The sequence below is a fragment of the Methylomicrobium lacus genome (genome assembly GCF_041897535.1).
GTDB classification, from domain to species: domain Bacteria; phylum Pseudomonadota; class Gammaproteobacteria; order Methylococcales; family Methylomonadaceae; genus Methylomicrobium; species Methylomicrobium lacus_A.
This window is the reverse complement of record NZ_CP169217.1, coordinates 2,973,075-2,993,301: the sequence shown is the minus strand read 5'-3', so window position 1 is coordinate 2,993,301 and position 20,227 is coordinate 2,973,075. Positions and strand designations below refer to the sequence as shown.

General features: G+C 54.2%; 20 protein-coding genes and 1 tRNA gene. 6 read left to right on the top strand and 15 right to left on the bottom strand.

Annotation, left to right across the window (positions count from 1 at the left end; translation table 11 throughout):
* Positions 1-29: 29 nt before the first annotated feature.
* The 4 genes from ACEPPP_RS13195 to ACEPPP_RS13180 form a co-directional block, all read right to left on the bottom strand.
* A complete protein-coding gene (locus tag ACEPPP_RS13195) occupies positions 30-1,262 on the bottom strand; it encodes a hypothetical protein (RefSeq protein WP_374087407.1) in 1,233 nt (410 codons plus the stop codon).
* Between the two features lie 168 nt (positions 1,263-1,430).
* A complete protein-coding gene (locus ACEPPP_RS13190) occupies positions 1,431-2,036 on the bottom strand; it encodes a hypothetical protein (RefSeq protein ID WP_374087406.1) in 606 nt (201 codons plus the stop codon).
* A 130-nt stretch (positions 2,037-2,166) separates the two neighbouring features.
* Positions 2,167-2,895, bottom strand: a complete 729-nt coding sequence (locus ACEPPP_RS13185; protein ID WP_374087404.1) for an esterase family protein — start codon at positions 2,893-2,895, stop codon at positions 2,167-2,169.
* The gene (locus tag ACEPPP_RS13180) at positions 2,892-3,830 is read right to left on the bottom strand and encodes an acetylxylan esterase (RefSeq protein ID WP_374087402.1); all 939 of its coding nucleotides are present in this window, start codon (positions 3,828-3,830) and stop codon (positions 2,892-2,894) included. Before ACEPPP_RS13180 ends, ACEPPP_RS13185 begins: the two co-directional genes overlap by 4 nt.
* Positions 3,831-4,110: 280 nt before the next feature.
* Between ACEPPP_RS13180 and ACEPPP_RS13175 the strand changes: the two genes are divergently transcribed.
* Positions 4,111-5,127, top strand: coding sequence for an SGNH/GDSL hydrolase family protein (locus ACEPPP_RS13175; protein WP_374087400.1), 1,017 nt, complete (start codon positions 4,111-4,113; stop codon positions 5,125-5,127).
* An 11-nt stretch (positions 5,128-5,138) separates the two neighbouring features.
* Here the strand turns inward: ACEPPP_RS13175 and ACEPPP_RS13170 are convergent, their stop codons facing one another.
* The 5 genes from ACEPPP_RS13170 to ACEPPP_RS13150 form a co-directional block, all read right to left on the bottom strand.
* Complete coding sequence (locus tag ACEPPP_RS13170) at positions 5,139-5,717, bottom strand: NADPH-dependent FMN reductase (protein WP_374087398.1); 579 nt, start codon at positions 5,715-5,717, stop codon at positions 5,139-5,141.
* 21 nt (positions 5,718-5,738) lie between these two features.
* The gene (locus tag ACEPPP_RS13165; protein WP_374087396.1) at positions 5,739-6,335 is read right to left on the bottom strand and encodes a DUF502 domain-containing protein; all 597 of its coding nucleotides are present in this window, start codon (positions 6,333-6,335) and stop codon (positions 5,739-5,741) included.
* A 154-nt stretch (positions 6,336-6,489) separates the two neighbouring features.
* Positions 6,490-7,767 (bottom strand): phosphate regulon sensor histidine kinase PhoR, encoded by a 1,278-nt coding sequence (gene phoR, locus ACEPPP_RS13160; protein WP_374087394.1) that lies wholly within the window; start codon positions 7,765-7,767, stop codon positions 6,490-6,492.
* 12 nt (positions 7,768-7,779) lie between these two features.
* Positions 7,780-8,472 carry a phosphate regulon transcriptional regulator PhoB gene (gene phoB / locus ACEPPP_RS13155; RefSeq protein WP_374087387.1) on the bottom strand — a complete coding sequence of 231 codons (693 nt, stop codon included), beginning with the start codon at positions 8,470-8,472 and terminating at the stop codon, positions 7,780-7,782.
* 68 nt (positions 8,473-8,540) lie between these two features.
* Positions 8,541-9,008: a nucleoside deaminase gene (locus tag ACEPPP_RS13150; protein ID WP_374087385.1), complete on the bottom strand. Its 468-nt coding sequence runs from the start codon at positions 9,006-9,008 to the stop codon at positions 8,541-8,543.
* A gap of 104 nt (positions 9,009-9,112) precedes the next feature.
* Here ACEPPP_RS13150 and mscL point away from each other — a divergent pair, with 104 nt between their 5' ends.
* Entirely contained in the window at positions 9,113-9,520 is a 408-nt protein-coding gene (gene mscL / locus ACEPPP_RS13145; protein ID WP_374087383.1) for a large-conductance mechanosensitive channel protein MscL, read from the top strand.
* A gap of 88 nt (positions 9,521-9,608) precedes the next feature.
* Here mscL and arsS read toward each other — a convergent pair whose 3' ends face one another.
* Together arsS and ACEPPP_RS13135 are read right to left on the bottom strand one after the other, a co-directional pair.
* Entirely contained in the window at positions 9,609-10,574 is a 966-nt protein-coding gene (gene arsS / locus ACEPPP_RS13140) for an arsenosugar biosynthesis radical SAM (seleno)protein ArsS (protein WP_374087381.1), read from the bottom strand.
* 3 nt (positions 10,575-10,577) lie between these two features.
* Positions 10,578-11,237, bottom strand: coding sequence for a DUF3047 domain-containing protein (locus tag ACEPPP_RS13135; RefSeq protein WP_374087379.1), 660 nt, complete (start codon positions 11,235-11,237; stop codon positions 10,578-10,580).
* Between the two features lie 298 nt (positions 11,238-11,535).
* Here ACEPPP_RS13135 and ACEPPP_RS13130 point away from each other — a divergent pair.
* A tRNA-Leu gene (locus ACEPPP_RS13130) sits at positions 11,536-11,622 on the top strand.
* Positions 11,623-11,803: 181 nt separating this feature from the next.
* Positions 11,804-12,175 carry a hypothetical protein gene (locus ACEPPP_RS13125; RefSeq protein WP_374087377.1) on the top strand — a complete coding sequence of 124 codons (372 nt, stop codon included), beginning with the start codon at positions 11,804-11,806 and terminating at the stop codon, positions 12,173-12,175.
* Between the two features lie 137 nt (positions 12,176-12,312).
* Here the strand turns inward: ACEPPP_RS13125 and ACEPPP_RS13120 are convergent, their stop codons facing one another.
* The 3 genes from ACEPPP_RS13120 to ACEPPP_RS13110 are packed head-to-tail and all read right to left on the bottom strand — an operon-like array spanning position 12,313 to position 14,332.
* Positions 12,313-12,510 (bottom strand): hypothetical protein, encoded by a 198-nt coding sequence (locus ACEPPP_RS13120; protein WP_374090961.1) that lies wholly within the window; start codon positions 12,508-12,510, stop codon positions 12,313-12,315.
* Entirely contained in the window at positions 12,416-12,712 is a 297-nt protein-coding gene (locus ACEPPP_RS13115) for a transposase family protein (RefSeq protein WP_374087375.1), read from the bottom strand. The genes ACEPPP_RS13120 and ACEPPP_RS13115 overlap by 95 nt, the downstream gene beginning before the upstream one ends.
* Before the next feature lie 45 nt (positions 12,713-12,757).
* On the bottom strand, positions 12,758-14,332 hold the full coding sequence (locus ACEPPP_RS13110; protein WP_374087373.1) for an alkaline phosphatase: 1,575 nt from the start codon (positions 14,330-14,332) through the stop codon (positions 12,758-12,760).
* A gap of 378 nt (positions 14,333-14,710) precedes the next feature.
* On the opposite strand from ACEPPP_RS13110, the gene ACEPPP_RS13105 reads away from it, so the two are divergent.
* Together ACEPPP_RS13105 and ACEPPP_RS13100 are read left to right on the top strand one after the other, a co-directional pair.
* Complete coding sequence (locus ACEPPP_RS13105) at positions 14,711-16,897, top strand: multicopper oxidase family protein (RefSeq protein WP_374087371.1); 2,187 nt, start codon at positions 14,711-14,713, stop codon at positions 16,895-16,897.
* Between the two features lie 197 nt (positions 16,898-17,094).
* A complete protein-coding gene (locus ACEPPP_RS13100) occupies positions 17,095-18,765 on the top strand; it encodes a di-heme-cytochrome C peroxidase (RefSeq protein WP_374087369.1) in 1,671 nt (556 codons plus the stop codon).
* A gap of 46 nt (positions 18,766-18,811) precedes the next feature.
* Here ACEPPP_RS13100 and ACEPPP_RS13095 read toward each other — a convergent pair whose 3' ends face one another.
* Positions 18,812-20,032 carry a glycerophosphodiester phosphodiesterase gene (locus ACEPPP_RS13095; protein WP_374087367.1) on the bottom strand — a complete coding sequence of 407 codons (1,221 nt, stop codon included), beginning with the start codon at positions 20,030-20,032 and terminating at the stop codon, positions 18,812-18,814.
* Between the last annotated feature and the right edge of the window lie 195 nt (positions 20,033-20,227).

Sequence of the window (20,227 nt, the reverse complement as noted above, 5' to 3'; positions counted from 1 at the left end):
AAACTCGGGTTATGGAAGCCGTAAAAGCCTCATTGTTTTGGCGACTCAACGGCTTCGGCTCCCTGCGCTTCGCTTTGGCGCAGTCCCCGAGTCCATGCCTTGATACGCTCGATCGCGCTGTCGAAAAGCGAAAAAGCGACTTCGACGCTATAGCCCATCACCAGTGCGGTCAATGTCAGGCTGATATTGAAGCCTTCCGCTTCTTTGGCGTCGGAGGTGATAAAAATACCGCTAATAGACCCCAGCAAACCGCCCAAACACAGACGCATGGTCAACATGCCGCGCGGGGAAGGCACATAGCTGTTCGAGGATAAGCGGTACAGCGTATGGCGTGTCACATAAGCGGTGGCGCCGATGAAGCCGAGCAATAGCGGCAGCACATAGCGCGACATCACCGTATGCGCCGAGAGCGCGTATTCGCGCTCCAGCGCCAGACAACCGAACAGAAAATTGCGGCTTTCCTTGATGGTAATGTGAAAATCTTTATTTTGGGCGCAACCGTTCAATGCATCGACGGTCGAATCACTGAGCCTGAAAAACGGGATATTTTTAAGCGGTTTGGTTAAATCGACCAGCGCTTGCGAGGCGGCGTTCAACTGCGTCCCCAGCATATAGGAAGCGCTCTCCACTTGCGCTTTCTGCTCAGCCGGAGTCTTGTCGTTGACCAAACGCTCGGCGGACTGCTGGCTTTCGATGCCGACGATCAACCTTGAAGAACTCGCCAGGGTGTCGGCCACCAGTACGCTGTAACATTGCACGACCACATAAAGGCTGACGAACACCAGCAGATACAGAGTAATCTGCGTTAAATCCTTATAGCACCGAGAAACGAGCTTGTTCATGCCGGAATTCAAACCGAACCAGTACAACAGCTTGGAGCCCGCCGAACCATCGTGTTTCGCTTGCGGCGCCATCACAGTGTCCTTGATGCCGTCGACAATTTGAATGCTGATGTCGGAGGCCGGATGAATCAGTTTCGCAAGTTGCGAATAAGTTTGCCACAACTTAACTTCATCGCTGTGCTGACAGGTGTCTGACTTCATGCGCAAAATATCGACGCCATTGGCGATCAATTCATCAGGAACGGTAATCGTGGGATTGGCGACCGCATAGCGCAGCATGCGCCCGACAGTGTCCCTCGCGCGCCGGATTTTCTCTATATCCTCGCTTGCCATCTCACCTGTAGGCTCGTTTGTTGCTTCCGGCAATAAGGAAGGACCGGATTGTTCTTGCATAGGATCACCGGTTTCTTTTTCACTCATTGGGTTTTCTCCGCCAAATTCAGCATGGAATAGTCCAACGCTTTCGATAGAACGATAATTTTCGTTAGCGTATGGCGAATTAGTTTGAATGTCAATGTCGCCGGGCGGAAAGGTAAACGCTTCGGCAGATTGTGCCGGCCTGATCCCGATTCCCGATCAATTCCCCCGTCAAATCGTGCCCGAATGCGGCGGCTGTTTTTCGGGCGGGATCGACTTTTCCAATTGTCGGCGGAATTCTTCCATCTGGCGCAGCAATTCTTCACTGAAAGACTTGAGCTGCCTTTCAAACAGCGGAATCTGCTGTTCGAGTTCCTTGTTGATCGCTTCGCCAATTTTGCTGAGGCTTTTAAAGATTTCGCCGAAAGGCTGGTTTAACAGGTTGTTCAGCGTTTGCTGATAATCCACCTTCCAGCGATCGTTTTCCTTCGACAGCGCGGTATCGAAAGTCAGGACCCTATTGTTTTCGGATTTTTGCAGCGTCAGCACGGTGGCAACCCGCGCATTGCCGCCTTCGACCAAGACCTTGCCGGTTTCCAGCGTCGCATCTTCGAGATTTTGCTGGCGACCCACCAGATGCTGGCTATCCCTGAGCGCATAGCTTCTGGCGGTTTCGAGATCGCCATCCGCCATCGCTTCCCAGAATGCCTCGGTGACTTGCTCCGGCGTCGAGACGGTTTGGCAGCCGCTCAGCATGAACAAAAACACGAACCCTCTGACCGCGTTTTTGATGCTCGGAAAGCGGGGGAAAATCGGCGCAGCGATGGGGGTTTTCATGTTCGGAATCTCCACGATGGGTCAGTCAAAACCAGCGCCGTTTAAACGCCGCCCTTTTTTCATCTGGGACAACGCATGGGGCCGAATGTTACCGATGCAATTGAGATAACCCATGCATTTGACTTCCGCATCACACATAGAGCCTTGTCATCTGCCGCCAATATCTGCCTCGATGCGCGCGCCCGTCCCATTCGTGCAACGCATGCGGCACGCCTTTGGACCAACATATCTGACTGAGATGGCGGTTGTTTTCGAGAAACGGGTCTTCCTTGCCGATCACGAACACCATGTCCATCTGCCGCAATTGCTTGAGGTGCGATTCGCAATCGAGCTGGGGCAGGAAATGCGTCGGGGTGTGGAAATAGATATTGTCGTCGTAGTAGCCGTCGAACAGGTTGTGAAAGTGCTCGACCGACAACGTCAAATCGTATCGGCCGGAAAATGCGCACAATTTTTGAAATCGATCGGGATGGCGGAAGGCGATGGTGGCGGCTTTATACGCCCCCAGGCTGCAACCGTAGGCGATCGTGCAGGGGTGTGGATTCTGCCTCGCCATGAACGGCAAGACATCGTTCAGGATGTAGTTCTCGTACTGGATGTGGCGCTGAATGCGCCCGGACGGATGGCACCAGTTGCAATAAAAACTCTCGTTGACGATGCTGTCCACGCAAACCAATTGCAGATGGCCGGCGTCGATTTTGTGTTCCAGCGTCCTGACGATGCCGATATCTTCGTACTCATAAAAACGCCCGTCGCGGGTCGGAAACATCAGGACTTTCGCCCCGCCATGGCCGAACACCAACAGCTCCATGTCGCGCCCCAGATCGGGACTATGCCAACAGTGATATTCGCGCTTCATAATCCGCCGAAAAACTCCCGCAACGCCGTAATTAATGCCTTATCCTGCTCCGCCTTGCGGGGATAGTCCGCATGTCCCTGGTCGAGGACGAACAGGTGTTTTTCCCGGGGCAGCGCGTTATAAATGCTGAACTGGCCAGGCGGCGCCACCACCGGATCGGCCAGCGCCGCCGCCACATGCACGGGCGCCTCGATGTAGCGCGCCGCGATGGCGGCATCATAATAGCGTAATGTGTCGAGAAGATGACCGTGCTCGCGCTGGTAGTTTTGCAGCGACGCCGCGCTGCCCCAGGTCGGCAGTTTCAGGCGCAGCGGGTGATCGCCGAAACTCGGCACATTCAGATGGGCGCGCTGAATGCGCTTGTCCCAGGGCAGCGCCAAGGCCCCGACGCCGCCGCCAAAGCTGATGCCGAGATAGCCGACATGGCCGGCCACGCCGGGAAATAGGGCCAGCAAGGCGGACACCGCGAGCCAGAGGTCTTCCACGCAACCGCCCAGGATGTAACGGTCTTTCTTATCGATGTCGTGCAAGACGTGATAGGCCGGATTATCCGAAATCGGCCAGCGCCGGCTGCGGGACAGACCGCGAAAACAGGGGAACAAAAACACCGCATCCGGAATCGGCAGATGAAAATCGGGACCGTCGCGTCCGCCATAACCGTGCCCGACGATCACACCGCGCGTCACCGGCGCACGCTTCGGAATCAGCGCCCAGCCCCCTATCTCGAACGCATCGGTGGACCGGTAGCTCAGATCGTAACACTCGAAATCGGGATGCGACCAAGCGCAGTGCGTGAGGCGCTGGCGCGGGTCCAATGCCAGCGCCCGCTGATAGCGCGCCTGCCAGAAGGGAACAAAATCATCCGGCGGCAGCGGCGGCGTGATGCTCAGTAATTGGTCCAGGGTATAACCGTAGGCGGGGTCGAAAGGCGGCATGAGTATCGATTCTGGTAAAATTCGTAATATCCTGGGGAGGCGGAGCCTCGCTGTTACCTTATTTTAAGGCCTGCAATGCGCCTGCATGACAAAATAATTACAAAAAAGTTCGTCAATTAGTAAAACTACCAATTGTTTAGCTAAGCTTAAATCAGCATGATGACAGCTAGAACGCCGCTCATTTCCGCGTCTGCCCGGAGATCGGCCCGTTTAATCACAGTCCAGCTTCCGCTACAACGGCATGGACAGGCGGATACCCATTAAAATAAGAGACAATACGATGAACTCAGGCACATTATTCGGAAAGAAACTGGCACAGGCCGGCTTGTGGCTCGCGCTGACGGCTCCAGCCCTGGCCGCGGCACAAACGCCTTACGACAGAATCGTGACTTTCGGCGCCAGTTTGACCGATCCCGGCAACGGCTTTTTCCTGCTCACGTCGTTGGTCGATCCTGAAACCCAGAAGCCATGCGGAACCCGATCATTAAGCGTCCCCCCCTATGATCAACTGGATGAACTGACCATCCCGGAAGCGCCCTATGCCAAAGGCGGCCATCATTTTACCAACGGCGAAACTTGGGTTGAATACCTCGCGCGCGCCCTCAAAATGCCAGGTGATACCCGTCCGGCGTTGAAGCCGGGCCAGCATGTCGCCAGTAATTATGCGGTCGGCGGCGCACGCAGCGAAGACTTCCCATGCCGGTTCAATCTGCCGGATCAGATCGACGCGTTCGACAAAGGCGGGCTGCAAACGACCGAACAGTCCTTATTTGTCTTGGAAATCGGGGGCAACGATGTGCGCGATGTGATGCTGTTGGCCTTATTCGATATGCAGTTAATAAGGCCTGCAATTGAGCGCATCGTAGGGAACATTTCGGCGACGGTGGAATATCTGCATACGCATCACAACGCGCGGCAAATTCTGCTGGTCAATGTTCCGGACATCGGGAAAACACCGGCAGTCACCGCACTCGACGCCAAATTTCCGGGCCTATCCGCCTTGGCAACTTACATATCGGCGCAATTTAATGGCGCTTTAGCCAATGCGGTCGCCAACACGATGATTCCCGCCGGCGTTGATGCCCGCATCTTGAATCTCTTTGACCTGCTCAACGACATCCTGGCTCACCCGGCCTCCTACGGCATCATCGATGCCGAACACGCCTGCGTGACCCCTAAAATTCCGCCGTACACCTGCAAGAAACCGGATACCTATCTGTTTTGGGACGGCATCCACCCCACCCGGGCCATTCATCAAACGATCGCCAAAGAAGCCGCGGCGACGCTGAGTTTTTGAGCCGCGTGCGGTTAACCCTGCAATTTCCGCGCTACGTCGACCAACCTCGCCCCCAAATTGAGCACGGTTGCCTGCATCTGCGCATCGTTCAGGTAGCCGTCAGGATGCAGCGCTTTGTCGGCTTGCACGATCGCCTGCTGCTCGGGCAACACCGTCACCCCGATGTTGCTGAGCAGCAATCTTAAAAAAACCAGCCCCCTGAGCCCTCCCAAAGCGCCCGGCGATGCGGCCATGATCGCCGCGACCTTGCCGCGATAAGCCAAGAGCGGCGCTTCATCGCCTTCGCGCCGCGACGCCCAGTCGATCGCGTTTTTGAGCAATGGGCTGAAGGCGCTGTTGTATTCGGGCGAGGCGATCAGAAAGCCGTCATGCGCGATCAACAATTGCTTGAAGGCGCGCGCGGCCTCGGGAATGCCGTGCTCGGCCTCGTCGTCCTGATTGAAGATCGGCATCGGAAAATCGGCCAGGTTGATCACCGTGACTTCCGCGCCGGCCTGTTCCGCGCCTTGCGCCGCGATTTTGACCAAGCGCTGGTTGAAGGAGTTTTTCCGGGCGCTGCCGGAAAAGGCGAGGATTTTGGGCTTGCTCATCGGGATGCTCAACCTGCGCCGTTATATTTTCGGCAAGGTGCCGATTTCGGCGACCTTGTTGAAGTCGACGCCGACGCTGATGATCAGGCTGCTCGCTTCCTCGATATTCATCGCCGATTTGATGACTTTCGACTTGTCCACGATCGCGGTAAAGCCGGAAGTCGGATTCGGCGAGGTCGGTATGAACAACACATATTTATCGTCGAAGCGGTTGGTCACATAGGCCGCCATCCAAACGCCTTCCTTCGGATATTCGACATAAACGACCTCTTTCGCGACCGTCTTGTCGTGGCCGGAAATCATATTGCTGACTTTTTTGAGGACCCGGTAAATGGTATTCAGTAATGGAATTTTATCGATAATACGATCGAAGGTCGCGATCACCCAGTAGCGCCCGTCCTTGACGATTTTATGGCCGATCCAGACCAGGATCGCGGTACTGACGCCGAACACCATCACCGTATAAAAATAATTGTCCGAGACGGCATAAACGGTGCCGATCAGATCGGACACGCGGTCTTTGACAAAAATCATGATCTGCAGCGTAATCACGATCGGGATTACGGCCAATACGCCGATCAGAAAATAATTTAAAACTTGTTTTACCAGTGGGTTCATTAGCGCTCCTCGTCGTTAACAGCGACCTTTCGCCGCGGCCGTTACTTTATAAAGTTGTTATTATTGAACGCCGTTACCTTGCCCCTGCGAATTTTTCGTTCAAGGCAGGGATGAGCCGGCAACTCATTATAAGCGAAATCAAGCAACTTACCGATCAATCGCACAGGCGATGCAACGGGAAATGACAACTGAAACAGCTCCCCTTCCCGAGCTCGCTGATGATATGCAGGCGGGCGTCATGCCGCATCAACACATGCTTCACGATCGCAAGGCCCAGGCCGGTGCCGGGCGTTTTCCGGGCGTGATTGGATTCGGCGCGGTAAAAGCGCTCGGTGACGCGCGGGATGTCCTCCGGCGCGATGCCGACCCCGCGGTCCTGGACCTCGAGCACGACCGTGCCGCCGTCCTCGAACCAGCGCACCTTCACGACCGAATCGGCGGGCGAATATTTCAGCGCGTTGCCGACGAGATTGGTAAACGCGCTGCGGAGTTCCTGCTCGTCGCCATGAATATTGGCATCCGATGCGAGAGACAATTCGATGCGCCCGGCCAAGTTTTCGACCACGCCGCGCTCATTGCAAATTTGCTTCAGCAATGCTGGCACATCGACGCAAACCGTACGCCTTTGCTGCGTCTCGAGCCGGGTCAGCATCAACAAGTCATCGACCAGATGCTGCATGCGCTCGGTCTGTCCGCGCATTTGTTCCAGCGAGCCGGTCAATAAGGCGGAACCGCCGTCATCCATATCCTGCAAGGTCTCGAGATAGCCTTTCAGCACCGTCAACGGCGTTCGAAGTTCGTGCGAAACATTCGCGACAAAATCCTTGCGCATCCTTTCCATCTTCTTCACTTGCGTGACATCCTGCGCCAACAACAGCCTGAGACCTGAACCGTAATTGACGATCCTGACCTCCAAGGTGATCTGATTGTTCACCGGCGAAGGCAACATGATCGCCTCCTGATAATCCTGCAATTTGAGATAGCGGATGAATTCAGGGTAGCGAATCAGATTCGGAATGCGCTGCCCCTTGTCCGCCGGCTGCAAGCCCAATACCTTCAGCGCCGCCTTGTTTGCCCATTCGATCACATCGTCCTCGCCCAAAATGACCGCGGCATCGGGCAAGGCCCCGGTGAAATCGCGAAACTGTTCGAGCAGTTTCCGGAGCTTCTTTTTACGGCGTTTTTCGGCCTTTCTGAGCCGGTAAACATGGTAGTAGATATCTTCCCAAATCCCTTTGGTTTTCGGATAATCGACTTTCCCCCCTCGGCTGATCCAGCGTTCGAAACGGCTGATTTGCTGCAGCTGCCGAAACAGAAAAATCAAGGTCGCCGCCATCAGTAAAGGCAGCAGAGCGCCTGTCAGAAAGCCGACAATGACTATCGCGAATAGCGATAGCAATACAATTGTAATTTCCCTTTTCCAAACTCCCATAAATTCTACGTTCTATTGCAGCAGCGAAAAACGATAACCGAAGCCGCGCACCGTTTGCAGAAGCTCCTCGCGGCCATACTCGGAGAGAATCTTTCTGAGCCTACGAATATGCACATCGACCGTGCGCTCTTCGATATATACACTGCGCCCCCAGACCTGATCGAGCAACTGCGTGCGCGTATAGACCTTGTCCGGATGGGTCATGAAAAACTGCATCAGGCGGAATTCGGTCGGACTGACTTCAAGTTGACGCTCGCCGATGCTCAGCCGGTGCTGTTCCGCGTCGAGCGCCATGTCGCCGAGCACGATCTGCCCGCCGCCAAGCAACTTACCGCTTCGGCGCAGCACCGCGCGAATCCTCGCGACCAGTTCCTTCGGCGAAAACGGCTTGGTGATGTAATCGTCGACGCCGACATCGAAACCGCGCACCTTGTCTTCCTCTTCACCTCGCGCAGTCAATAAAATGATCGGCAAGTCCTGATAGGCGCTTTCTTTACGCAAACGCCGCGCCCATTCCGCGCCGCTGATGCCGGGCAGCATCCAGTCCAGCAGAATCATGTCTATATGCGTCTGATCGAGAATCGCTTGCGCTTCCTTGGCGTCGCTCGCCGCATGCGCGATAAAACCGGCTTGCTCGAGCACTAAAAGCAGCATCGCGCGAATCGAGTCTTCATCTTCAACCACGAGAATAGAGAGTTTGGTCATGATAGGAAAGAAAAATAAAAGCTCGGATTGTAGTCCTGAATTAATGACAGCTTGATGACAGCGTCGCGCTAATTGGAACCGTCATCAAAACGCCCTTTTTGTGCCGCCGCGAATAAGGCATTGCATTCGGTTTCGAGAACACCGCCTAGGATCAGGGTTTGGCGAAATGCGGCTCTTGCGCTGATGTCGGCCGCGCGCAAATCGATCTGCCACCAACCGAGTTGTTGTAAATAGGGTATCGAGGCGCCATAAAAAACCCGGCCGATACCCGCCCATTCGATCGCCCCCTGACACATCACACAGGGTTCCGCCGTGGTATAAAGATCGAATCCGCTCCAGTCTTCCGGACGATGCCGCCGTGCACAGTCATTGATCGCGACCATTTCGCCGTGAAAAGTCGGATTCAGATCCGAGCGGTTAAAGCCCTCCCCGACGCACTGACCGTTCTCGCGCTGAATGATCACCGCGCCAAAAGGATACCGCGGCGCCTCCCTGGCCAATTCGATCGCTCGCCGCATGAAATGTTCATGATTCATAACGGCGAATTATATTAGAATTGCCCCGGCCGAGTTGAATTTTTAGCCTCACGAGGCGTCTCAGATGACGCAGTAAATCACGCTTCGCTGAACAGGAGAGCCACATGAGTGTATTACAAGAATTCAAAGAATTTGCGATCAAGGGCAACGCTGTGGACATGTCGGTCGGCATCATCATCGGCGCGGCCTTCGGCAAGATCGTGTCGTCATTGGTCGCCGATGTGATCATGCCGCCGATCGGCGTCCTGGTCGGCGGCGTCGACTTTACCGACCTCGCGATCACAATCAAGGAGGCATCCGGCGATGCGCCGGCGGTGATGTTGAAATACGGCAGCTTCCTGCAAGCCGTCGTCGATTTTACGATCATCGCCTTTGCGATTTTTCTGGTGATCAAACTGATCAACAACTTGAAGAAGAAAGAAGTCGAAGCCCCTGCCCCGGCTCCCGAACCAACCAAGGAAGAGCTGTTGCTGACCGAAATCCGCGATTTGCTGAAGGAAAGAAAACCTTAGCGACTCTACTCCCAGGAGAACGGCGCCATGGCTGATCGTCATCGCGCCCATTTCCTGACTTCCCTAACAGCACTTCCTATCGCTATTATCAGATTAACGCACCACCGCAACTGCTGCCCTGCCCGGCCGTGCAGCCGTAACAATGCTGGCGCACGCTGATCGGCGCGCCGGTCAGGGCCTTGCCGAACAATTGCTGCAAATGAATTTTTTGCTGGCCGGCAGAAGCGCCCAGCGGCAATTGCAGCATCTGGTTGAAATCGCAGTCATACACATAACCCTGCCAGTCGATGCTCAATGTATTCAGGCACATCACATGCCGGAGATTCTCTACGCAGTGGTTGTCTTTCAGCAATTGCAGGTACTGATTGAACATGCCCTTGCTGACCAGCATGCTGCCGAAGCGCTGGATCGGCAGATTGGCCATAGCGTAGAGCCGATTGAAGGTGACGCCGTAATGTTCCAGAAGATGGGCCTTGTAGGCTACTTCGAGCGGCTCTTGTGCGGGCGGCAGGGCCGCACCCTGCGGATTGAAGACCAGATTCAGGCGCAGATCGCCGCCTTCCTGTCCGTAACCGAGTCGGTTCAAGGCTTGCAGCGCCAAGATGCTCTGCCGAAACGTGCCCTTGCCGCGCTGCCGGTCGACATTGTCTTCGAGGTAACACGGCAAGGAGGCGGTGATTTCAACCTGCTGGCCCGCGAGAAAACCGGCCAGATCCTCGTAGCCGGGCTCTTCCAGAATCGTCAGATTGCAGCGGTCGATCACCTTCACGCCCAACCGCCTAGCTTCCGCCACCAGTTCGCGGAAATGGGGATTCATCTCCGGCGCGCCGCCGGTCAGATCGAGTATTTTGATGGCTTCCTTTTCGATAAACGCCAGCACCAGATCGACCGTGTCCTTGTCCATCAGTTCGTTTCTTTTCGGTCCCGCGTTCACATGGCAGTGCGTGCAGCTCAGGTTGCACAAATAACCGAGATTGACCTGCAACACCGCCAGTTCGTCCCGGAAAATCTGCGGAAAGTCGGTCTGATCGAGGAGCGGTAAGGTGGCGTGCATGGTTTACTTCGCGCTAAAAAAAATGTCGCCGTAATAGGCGGTCGCCCGGCCTCCGGCATTGTCGGTATCGGTCATGATCGCGACCGCGTCGATATGATCGATGGCTTCGCCGAATTGCTGGCGGAGGTCATCGAGAATGTTGCGTTTTTCGTGATACCAGACCGCCGTGTCGTCACCGGACGAGCGCAGCGCGATCATCATCACATTCTCGCCCGCATACGCATTCGGCCAGATTTTACCCTTCGGCGAGGTGCTTGCCCAGACATAATTGAGCGCCTTCTTGCGCCAGAACGCCAGTCCGCCGTCGATTACCACATACACCCGTGCCGCATAATCATCCCCAGGCTTCGACTGCTCGTTCAGCTGGCCGAGCCGGTTTTCGATCCGCCAGCGCCAGTTCAAAAACGGCGTTTTAGTCAGATCGATGCGCTGTTTCCTGAACAGACCCGACGCACTCGCCGCGCTGTCGGCCTGCAACACTTTGGCGCCGTCCTGTTGGACCAGGCGATAGCGCGTCTGTCCCTTGAACGCTTGCGTTTCCCAATCCTGTAGCGATCCGGATGAAAAATCGCCGATGCGGATCGTGTCAGCGCCCTGAGCGATGTTGGCTGCCAGCGTCAAAAGCAACAACGCAATCGATCGACGCGAAAATGTGATAGGCATGGCTTTTTGCTATGGCAATGGATTCTTGAAAAAACGGATCGGAATGATGCAGGTCCATGATCCGAACATGATGCCCAAACCCGAGGATCGGCAACGCACATCGCAGTCTCCGTAGCCTCGACGCGTGAAGTGGGCGCGCCTTGCGCACCACTTCAGATGGCCCGTTAGCCGCCATCCCAACAAAAATCGGGACCTCAACACGATGTTACAGAGGCAAACGATGCCCGGAAAAAATCCCGCCCGGCCCTAGTTTATTTTTGCGATTGCTATATAATACGCTGCTTATCAGCGCACCGATGCCTCGGTGGCGAAATTGGTAGACGCAAGGGACTTAAAATCCCTCGGTGGAAACACCGTGCCGGTTCGACTCCGGCCCGAGGCACCAACAAATTCAAGGACTTAGGTTTTTAGCCGAGTCCTTTTTTATTGCCTAAAATATTTTTGGGACACTGGCGGGGCATTTCAAGATAACAAATCACAACAAATGCCAATGCTTTAAAGTGACCTCTCCGGACAATAAGCTTCATAGAGCGTACCCTCGCCACCAATCATTTGAGCTTTGAACGATGAATACAGCGCAAATTAAATGCCTTTTGGTTTTCTCTGTCTTTGCCATCATCGGTTTTGGGCCAGTATCGCCGGGTTGCCTGATAGGAATGTACATCGTCATTGCGCGTCCACAATGGTTCATTACCTTTGCTCAGGATTTGTATGACAACCCGCACCCTCCTCATTTCCAAGAAAGACTTGGAACCGATTCCGAAAAGCAAACCAGACAAACAAGACTTAAGTGTTTTCTGAGTTTGCTAGGGTTGTTCATTATTGATATTGCACCAATCCCGACTACGCCAATCATTGCTGCCTTCATCATTTTTATTCGCCCTGCATGGTTTATCCGCACGATTGCGAACGTGTATGGGAAAGACCTAAAAGCATGACCAGTCGAATTCAAAAATCTCGCATCATCTGCACCAGGGAAAACCACTAAATTCGCCTCAAGACAAACGCCTGCACAGGGCAAAAAATTTATCCACAGGCTCTCGCTCATGTTTGGAGAGCTTTTATTTCGGGATTCTCAACAAGATTCATTTTCCAAAGATGAGCTCTGATCGATAACGGCTTGTTGCGCCAACACCCAGCGCGCTTTAGCCGCATAGGCGCTCGGCAAATGCACCGTTTTATCGCCGACGCGGCTGCCGCGTAGCATCTTGCCGTCCAGGCAGATTTGTTCGCCCGACGGCCCAGCAGGCTCGGCAACGCCGCTTGCACCCACAGCAAAAAGCGTCCTGGAAGGCTTTTGGATCGATCCAGCCCAATACGTCGCTTAAGGTGTCGTGGGATGGGATGCCGTTCGGCAACTCCAGAAATCCGCGCAGCCATGCCTCTTTCTCCTCGGCAAATCGGTAATTGTATGCCCCTTTACCTGTCAAAAACGAGACAGCGCGATTGCCCTGAAGTGCCAACGATAGCGTCATCGTTGGCCTAAAAGTGGCCGAGCTTGGCCGGCCACTTTCTATCAATTAGCGGTTCCTGAGCAGGGTTTTGCTGAAGACGACATCGCCGTTCAGGTCTTTCAGGTCAACCGTCAACGCCTTGCTCTTTTTGTCGATATTGACCTCGCCAAAGAACTGCAAGCCGGCATAAGGCGAAAGATTGGCTTGGCCGGCAGGCGGCGCCTTAGCAAAGACGACCTGAGGACCGAAGGTATTGTCGGTCGTATTGGGACCGAAGGAGCCCGCATTCAAAGGGCCCGCAACAAACTCCCAGAATGGAGCAAAATCTTTTGTTGAGGCCTTGTCAGGATCGTAATAATGCGCCGCCGCATAGTGGACATCGGCCGTCAACCAGACGATATTGCGAAGGCCCTTATGTTTGATGAAGCTCAACAAACGCGCAATTTCGAGCTCGCGGCCGGCGGCCGGGCCATTATTGCCGTTCGCGACGGCCTCCCAGCGCGGGTTGCCTTGCGCGTCGACGCCGTCGCCGATGTTCAGGCCAATCGGCATATCGGCCGAAATCACTTTCCATGCCGCCCGCGAATTTTTCAATTCCTTTTCGAGCCAAGCAAGCTGGGTTTCGCCCAGGAAAGCGGTTTCGGCGCTCTCCTGGCTTTGCAGATTACCCGTATTGGGCCCGCGGTAGCTGCGCATGTCGATCACAAACACATCGAGCAGCTTGCCGTAGGAAAGCTTCCGGTACACACGCTCGGACTCCTCCGCACCCTGCGGGCGCAGTGGCGCATATTCGTGAAACGCTTGGGTCGCACGCGCGACTAACAGCGGCACATCCTTGACCGCATAACGCGCATCACCGCTCAAATCCTTCGAGTCGGACCAGTTGTTCACTATCTCGTGATCGTCCCACTGCCAGACCTGCGGCACCTCGGCATTGAACCGGCGCAGGTTTTCATCGAGCAGGTTATATTTGTAACGGCCGCGAAACTCATCCAGCGTTTCGGCGACTTTGCTGACTTCCGGAGTCACCAGATTGGTCCATACCTGATCGTTTTCAGCGACTTTGCTTTCCGGTATCGGGCCGTCCGAATACACGTTATCGCCGCTTTGAATGAAAAACTGCGGCTCGACCTGGCGCATCGCTTCATAAATCTTCATGCCGCCAAAGGCCTCATTGATGCCCCAGCCCTGCCCCGCCGTATCGCCGCCCCAAATGAAACGGATATTGTCCTGCTTGCCGATCGTATGAAAATGCCCCGTCACCGGCTGGCTTGGGTGTCGCGCATTGGTCAAATCTTCAAACCAGACTTTCAAGAAAACATCTACACCCTCGGGAAGACCGACCAAATCCTGCCGGGCGGTAAAATCGGTTTCTGCAAAGGCATAAGGCCCTCTGATCGTGCGCGCGTCGTTGAATTGATCATTGAACGCATATTCAACCATCATCCGCGCCGGGCGGTCGGTGCGGCTCCACACCATTGCGCGCCCGGGCGCCAGGTCGCCGATTTGAATGCCTTGCTCCATCGCGGGCACATCGTCCGCTGCGATCGCATTTTCGGCCGTCAAAATCCAGGCCAACGACAGCGCCACCCTGCCGGCACGGCGGCAAACGGCATAGCCTTGTGTGGTTAACATCTTCATTGATTTGCTCTCTGCAAAAGTATTGAGAAAGCGCAAATTATAGGAAGCGTTAGATGACAAGATGATTAAGAGGAAAAACAGGATCCGGAGCCCAGCGACAATTTCAGCCAAAGCTGGTAACGCATCAATTCAGGTTTTTTTTGAATTCCCGAGTTAAATATCAGGTTTTCACCCGATGTTCATCCCTCGCCTTCAAGGCGTAAATTTAATCCGCCTTTTGCTTGATTATTAGAGGCATTGCTCGTCAGTGATCGGAGCGGTTTTTTTGATAATTGGGCGGGATCGTTGCCGAGCCAGTTTTATCCTTATTTATCAATTTATTATGCTTATTCCAATAACATAAATTTGTTAACTTAGCTGGTTTGTGGGGTATATATCATGTCTACTAAAACACAATCATACAGTGATGAAATCACTAACGGAGATGCTTTTCCTTCGCTAGCATCCCAATCCTATGATTCAAGATGGCTGTTCGGCAAAAACAGGAAGCACCGAGAAAAAGCCCGGCAAAAATCCGTATGCACGTCTAGGCGGCTGAACACGGCCGCAGTCTATCTAACCCTTTCATTGCCATGGCTGGGAAACGCCGCCTGGGCGGCGCTGCCGGGTGGCACTCTGGATCCGACGACAATACCCAAGTATGTCTCTCGCTTGTATGTTCCCCCGGCAATGCCAAAGACGCTTAACGCCGGCGATCCCAGTGTCGACTATTACGAAATCGCAGCACGCCAGATTACCCAACAGGTACTGCCTAAACCGTTGCCTAAAACGACACTGTGGGCATACGGCTCCAGCAGTGATTCAAAAACTTTCCATTCTCCTTCCTATAACATCGAGGCGAAATTTAACCGCCCGGTACGGGTGAAATGGATCAATGACTTGAAGGACGGCAATGGCAATTTCCTCCCCCATCTGCTGCCGGTCGATCAGACCGTGCACTGGGCCAATCCTGCCGGAGGCCCGGAAGGTCAGGATAGTATGGGCATGGACCCTAATCCGTATACCGGGCCGGTGCCCTTGGTCACCCATCTCCATGGCGCGGATGTAGTTTGGGGGAGCGATGGGTATCCGGAATCCTGGACCTTGCCGGCGGCATCGAATATTCCAGCGGGTTATGCGTCCAGGGGAAGCCATTGGAAGCAAATCGATGGATCGGAGGACGAGGCCGGAGCCGCGACCTATCAATACACCAATGCCCAGCGCGCCACGCACATGTGGTTCCACGATCATACCTTAGGCATGACCCGAAACAACGTCTATGCCGGTTTGACGGGCAATTATTTCTTGCGTGGCGGCGCATCGGACCTGCCTAGCGTGGCATTGCCGAAAGGCGACTTCGAGATCCCTTTACTGATTCAGGACCGCGCCTTCAATAGCGACGGCAGCCTTTTCTATCCGGGGGATCGGGCATTCTTCGAAGGGTTAGCCAAGAAGAAACTGCGGATACCCTTCATTCCGAGCAAAACGGTAGACGGCAAAGACAGCGATGTCTCGCCCATTTGGAATCCGGAGTATTTTTCCAACGTGATGCTGGTCAACGGCAACAGTTGGCCAAAGCTTGACGTAGAGCAACGCCGTTATCGTTTCCGCATCCTCAATGCGTCTGACTCCCGCTTCATGATTCTGAAAATAGCCAAAGACCCGACGGCCCGGCCTGCAACAGAAGCATCACCGATCTGGGTCGTGGGAGGCGACGGCGGCTTTCAACCCCAACCTGCAAAGGTCAATTCGCTGCTGATCGGTCCTGCAGAAAGAGTCGATGTGGTCGTGGATTTCACTCATGTACCGAAAGATTCACCGCTTTACCTGATCAATGAAGCTCCCGACGAGCCCTATGGCGGAGGGGAAGGCGGAACGGATTATGCCTATGCCGATCCTGATACCACCGGCCAGGTGATGAAGTTTGCGGTGATCGGACCTGCCACTTCAAAAGATGAATCGGTTCCTCCGGAGCAGCTAAAAACCTTGTTAGCCGCCGAGAAATTGGGCGCCCCGTTAACTGTACGCAAGGTTTCCATTAACGAAATGGAATCAGGAACCGTTTTCGCCGATTACAACGCCGATGCGAATGGCAACCTGGTAAGTATTATCGAGGATCCCGCCGGTATTCCATTCGGCCCGACCATTTCCATGCTCGGAACCATGGACAACACAGGAGCTCCCGCGCCTCTCCCCTGGATGGATCCAGCGACTGAAAATCCCGGCAACGGCGCCACAGAGATATGGGAAATCTACAATTTCACCGAGGATGCCCACCCCATTCATATGCATCTGGTCGAGTTCCAAGTTCAAAATCGTGAGCCGCTACAACCGGATCTGAACGGTATGCCCATGCTTCCCGCAACGCCACTCGGTGCAGCACGGGGACCGGAAGCTTGGGAGCTCGGTTCCAAAGACACGGTGATTGCTTACCCGGGTGAAGTGACGCGGGTCAAAGCCAGATTCGACCGCCCCGGCTTGTATGTCTGGCATTGCCATATTTTGTCTCACGAAGATAACGATATGATGCGCCCCATCTGCGTGGGTAGTCAGGATGACTGTCCGGTTCAACTCGCAAACCCCTAAGTCAAATGCCGCATCGAACAGGCAACGTCGCGCTTTGATCAGGCTTTATGCGGCGATCGACGTTCGCCATGCCTAACGGAGTGCAGCCTTGGACGGGCTGCACTCTTTTTATTGTTATCGAATTCTGTCATGCTATTTTTTGTCACCAGTCAACTGAGTTTTAGTTTACGCTATCGCTTTTTTTCTGGGTATCCATCATGAAATCCGATCATGCGAAGTTGGCTTTGTTTGCTGTGGGTAGTGTATTCGCGGTTGTTAACAGCACCGTTGTCGCAAATGACTTACCTTCTAAAATATCTAAAACACCTGACGATGTGATTTTTTTAGAGCAGGGTTGGGACGCCGAACAAAGGGCGGCCTTTTACCAGACCACGCAAGGCTCCAGAATGTTGCCTTATGACTGGTTCCTGAACTTGGAACAAGCCAAAGGGCGCCAGAAATTAAGCGCCGCCTCTAATTTGCGGAAAATGGGCTTTTTAGTCGATGAGCGTAGCGACACAAATCCCGATAAATTACCCGTTGGTTTTGCCAAGGATGTAGATCCTGTCAAAGGCGATTCCATAGGCCTTACCTGTGCAGCCTGCCATACCGGTCAATTAAAGTACAACGGATCGACTGTCCGTATTGATGGCGGACAAAGCCTGATAGACCTTGAACAACTGCAAAATGCCATTCTTGCCTCATTGGAGGCAACGCTCGCAGATGAGCAAAAATTTGACCGCTTCTCTAAAAAAATTATCGGCAAGTTTGCTTCTGATGCCCAACGCAATGACCTGATGGCAAAAGTTATCCATTATCGCGATTGGTGGAAAGCCCGTATTGAGCGCAGCAAAGGCATTACGCCGCATGGCCCCAGCAGAACCGATGCCTTTACCATCATAGCGAACGAGGTCGCCTGTTACTCCCTGGCTATACCGGAGAACTGCGCCCCTGCGGTAGCGCCCACTCAATTTCCGTTTTTGTGGAATACGCCGGATTTTGACTGGGTGCAATACAATTCGTCGGTACATAGCCCGCTTGGTCGTAATGTAGGCGAAGTGACGGGAGTCTTTGCCGAGACGGAAATTCGTTCGGACGGCTCGGTCGGTTCCAGTGCAAACATTAATAACTTGTATGATTTGGAAGCGTTGTTAAAAAAGCTGCACGCACCTGCCTGGCCGGAAAAAATATTTGGCAAGATCGACACCGGCCTGGCAAGCCAAGGGGAAGCTATTTTTGCCGACAAATGTTTGAGTTGCCATACGGAGGATCCGCAGCCGCGAACCGCCCCCAACAAATATGGTGAGACCTTTGCGAAAGTGAATTTCGAGACGCCTTTAAGCGTGCTGCAAACTGACTCAACGGCTGCATTGGCATTTGCAACCCGCCGCGCTTTACCCGGAGCTTTTTTACCCATTACCAACGCGTTGGGGATTGTCGGTGCGGATAACAAAGTCCCCGTAGCTTCATTATTGAATATTTCCGGCTCAGCGATTATCAAGGCGTTCTTCACGAATGGCGACTTGTCGAGAAGCCCGCTTGAATACCTCGGCTACCGCGAATCGCTCAGCCCCACCATTGCGCAGCTGACAACCTACAAAGCACGCCCGTTGAATGGCGTCGCCTTCACCGCTCCGTATCTGCACAATGGCTCGGTCGCCTCCCTCTATGAACTGCTATTGCCGGCCGCCGAACGGCTTGCTAAGTTTTATGTCGGCAGCAAACAATTTGATCCGGTTTATTTAGGCTTCTCGACCGAGCGTGAGGACCATAGCGTCCTGCTCGATACGGCTGCTCTGGGTAATGGTAATTCAGGTCATGAATTTGGCACGGATTTAAGCCATGATGAGCGTATGGCGGTTATCGAATACATTAAAACCTTGCAATAGCCATGGAGACCCGCCGGTTATTACACGACCGGCGGGCCGTCCCCAATCAATGACGCTTACACGCGCCAATCGCTGAAGGCTCCCTGGTATTATCAGACGCCTCCCGCGCCGCGAAGCCGGTATCGGGAAATTCGGTAAACAGGCCATCGACGCCCAGGTCATAGTAATAAGTCATCTCCTCGCGAGGATCGAAAAAGCCGTAGCCGCCGGCGTCGTTGCGGAATGTCCAGGTATGCACCTGCAAGCCTCTTTCGTGCGCTTTTTCCAAAACGCCGGTGCTGCCATCGACGCGGCGGTCGTTGATCGTGATCTGCCCGTCGCCATTGCGATCGACTTGATCATCGACGGTTTTGACCAGATAAGGCTTCCAGGGGCCGACCGCATCGGCATAGGTTTTGACAAAATCCAGCCCGGCATCGGTCAACAGGTCCGCAAAGGTGCGCGGATCGCCGGAGACGACGAAGTCATAAGGCTGGCGATAAGGCGCGACCAAAGACACCGAGCCGTCGGCGTTCACGTCATCGGCATCGATCAACTGCACCAAAGTGATTTGGGTTTTACGGCTAAGATATTGCAGGTTGCCGACTTCGAAAGACTGGATAAATACCGGCGCGCAAGCGCTGTTTCCGTATGCCTTATGCAGTTTGTTCAGTAACTTTATCTCGAAGAAATGCTTGCCGAACAGTTTATGTTTTTTTTGATTGGTCACCGTCGCATGATAGGTCGAATGCTTGATCTCGGGATAGATGCCGATCGTACGCCCGGTTTCCGCGCTCTTGCGCTTGGCCAAAGCAATCACTTGATCCAGCGTGGGTATCTCGTATAAGCCGTTGTATTGCTGATCGCGGTTCGCCCGCGCCTGCACAGCATGCAGGGTTTTAATTTCCGCCAGCGTAAAATCGGTCGCGAACCAGTCGTTATACTCGACGCCGTCAACCCTCCGCTTGGTCTTGCGGTCGGCAAATTCCGGGTGGTTCGCGACATCCGTGGTTGCCCCTATCATCGGCTCATGCCGGGCGATCATCTTGCCGTCCTTGGTCAACACCAAATCCGGTTCGATAAAATCGGCGCCCTGGTCGATGGCCAAGGCATAGCCTTCCAGCGTATGTTCGGGACGATAGCCCGACGCGCCGCGATGGGCTATCACAAGGGGTTTTGCGACCGGGGCCAAGGTTTCAACCGGTTTGGCTTGGACTCCGTTCTGGCAACCTAATACGGCCAAGGCGGCGGCCGCCAGACAGGCATGTTGGTGACTTTTGTTTAACATAAATCGTGTCCTTTATAAAAATCTGATGAAGGATGCAAACGCGGGGAAAGCGGCCGAGCTTACCCGGTCGCCTGCCATCCATTCGCGGCTTCTGAGATTGAGAAAGCGCAAATTATAGGAAGCATTAGGTGACAGGATGATTACGACAGAACGCGCTATGTTCGTGGGCTAGCAGACAGACTGCTTGGATGGGCT